The sequence below is a fragment of the Synechocystis salina LEGE 00031 genome (assembly GCF_015207985.1).
In the GTDB taxonomy this organism is placed as follows: domain Bacteria; phylum Cyanobacteriota; class Cyanobacteriia; order Cyanobacteriales; family Microcystaceae; genus Synechocystis; species Synechocystis salina.
Window position 1 is genome coordinate 1 of record NZ_JADEVV010000104.1, and the last position, 2300, is coordinate 2300.

General features: G+C 46.5%; 1 protein-coding gene. It reads left to right on the forward strand.

What is annotated here, in order from left to right; all coding sequences use genetic code 11:
- On the forward strand, nucleotides 1-2200 hold a 2200-nt coding region (locus tag IQ217_RS18650), incomplete at its 5' end, for an integrin alpha (RefSeq protein ID WP_194021414.1).
- Between the last annotated feature and the right edge of the window lie 100 nt (nucleotides 2201-2300).

Sequence of the window (2300 nt, forward strand, 5' to 3'; positions counted from 1 at the left end):
CAGTAGCCTCAATCTTGCCGACTTAAATGGTAGCAACGGCTTCGTCATCAACGGCATTGATTCTGATGACCAGTCTGGTCGTTCAGTGAGTAGTGCGGGGGATGTCAATGGCGATGGCTTTGATGACCTCCTTATTGGTGCATCTGGAGGTGACCCCAATGGAGTAAGTAATGCCGGGGAAAGTTATGTGGTCTTTGGCAGTGCCGACATTGGGGCTAGCGGCATCATTGAACTTACCTCAGATCCCCTATTCGTTAAAGATTTTAGTGCTGTTTTTCAGTCCGATGCTGCCCCTGTGGCCATTGTGAGCCCCGGATTGACATTATCAGATGCAAATTCGGCGACCTTAGCCGGTGCCACCATTACGATCTCGAATCTCCTCGATGGCACTGATGAAGTTCTGAGTGCGACGGCAACGGGGCCGATTACCGTTAGTTATAGCAATGGTGTGCTCACGCTGGCGGGGAACGGTACGGTGGCTGAGTATGAACAAGTATTGCGGACGGTCACCTACAACAATACGTCTCCGAATATTGACACCACAGACCGTCTCATTACCTTTGTGGTCGATGACGGGAAAACGTTCCAAAATTTGAGCCAAGTCGTGACGACGACTCTTCGTATTCTGTCCAACAAGGCTCCGACCATTACCAGTGCCCCCACAGCTAGCTTTAATGAAAATGACACAGGGGTTGTTTACACTGTCACAGCCAATGACCCAGAAGGGGCAACCCTTACCTACAGTCTTGGGGGCATCGATGGGGCTTTATTCACCATTGATAGCAAGACAGGACAGGTAACCTTCTTAGCGCCTCCCGACTTCGAGGATTCCAATGATGACGATGGCGACAATGTTTACAACATCACTGTCACGGCTAACGATGGACTCGTAAACTCTAATTCTCAAGATGTGGCGATTACGGTCATTAATGTCAACGAAGCCCCAACGATTACCAGTGGTACGACAGCCAACTTTGCCGAAAATGGCATAGGAACCGTCTACACCGTCACCGCCACCGACCCCGAAAGTGACTCCATTACCTATGGTTTGGAAACAACAGGAGACTATCTCCTCTTTGACATTGACAGTAATACAGGCATAGTCACCTTTAAAACATCTCCTGACTTTGAAAATCCAACAGATATTGGGACGGATAACGTCTATGACATTACGGTAACGGCCAGTGATGGGTTACTGAGTGATTCCCAGGCGATCGTCATTACTGTCACCGATGTCAACGAAGCTCCAACGATTACCAGTGGTACGACAGCCAACTTTGCCGAAAATGGCACAGGAACCGTCTACACCGTCACCGCCACCGACCCCGAAAGTGACTCGATTACCTATGGTTTGGAAACAACAGGAGACTATCTCCTCTTTGACATTGACAGTAATACAGGCGTAGTCACCTTTAAAACATCTCCTGACTTTGAAAATCCAACAGATATTGGGACAGATAACGTCTATGACATTACGGTAACGGCCAGTGATGGGTTACTGAGTGATTCCCAGGCGATCGTCATTACTGTCACAAACGTCAACGAAGCTCCCACCGATTTAGCCCTATCAGCTAACAGCATTAATGAGAATGTCGATACAACTGGTGGGGTTCTTATTGGAGACCTCACCATTACAGACCCCGATGCCAGTGGTAACAATAATGTTTTAACCGTTGAAGGAACAGATGCTGGGGATTTTGAAATTCGCAACGGCAACCAACTATTCTTTATTGGTGCCAGTCCAGACTTTGAAACAAAACCCAGTTACGATATCACCATCAAAACCACCGACGGTGCATTAATTTATACTGAACCCTTCACCATTGCTGTCAATGATGTCAACGAAGCTCCCACCGATTTAAGTTTAGACAACACCAGCATTAATGAGAATATCGATACAACTGGTGGGGTTCTTATTGGAGACCTCACCATTACAGACCCCGATGCCAGTGGTAACAATAATGTTTTAACCGTTGAAGGAACAGATGCCGCTAAGTTTGAAATTCGTAACGGCAACCAACTATTCTTTATTGGTGCCAGTCCAAATTTTGCAACAAAACCCAGTTACGACATCACCATCAAAACCACCGACGGTGCATTAATTTATACTGAACTCTTCACCATTACTGTCAACGATGTTAACGAAGCTCCCACCGATTTAAGTTTAGACAACACCGGGAGCATCCCACTTTTGCCCTGAGTATAAATGCTTAGTGATGTGAGTAGAGAAAATTGCTGTAAAAATAAGAAAAACAGGAAAAATCTATGACCCCAGAAGAAATTCAGCAGGCCAAGGACTA